1 protein-coding gene is annotated in these 317 nt (G+C 43.8%); it reads left to right on the plus strand.

The window, feature by feature from the left end:
• On the plus strand, positions 1-256 hold a 256-nt coding region (gene mraW / locus R7040_RS25925), incomplete at its 5' end, for a 16S rRNA (cytosine(1402)-N(4))-methyltransferase (protein WP_318097495.1).
• Positions 257-317 lie beyond the last annotated feature (61 nt).

Consider the following 317-nt stretch of genomic DNA (forward strand, 5'->3'; position numbering starts at 1 on the left):
TATTTTAGCTCCTGAAGGTCGTTTATCTGTCATCAGTTTCCATTCGTTGGAAGACCGCATGGTAAAACGCTTTATCCGCAAAGAAAGTAAAGGTCCTGAGGTTCCACATGGGATTCCTTTGACGGAAGCGCAAATCAAAGAGCTTGGCAGCGCAAACATGAAAACTGTTGGCAAAGCGATAAAACCGAGCAAACAAGAAATTGACATGAACCCTCGGTCGCGCAGTTCTGTGCTAAGAATTGCTGAAAAGCTTTAATGATTATGACGAAACCCACTCCCAACCTTGCTAAGTTGATCGCCACGGATTTAATTACCGT

The organism is Vibrio sp. 1069 (assembly GCF_033340555.1).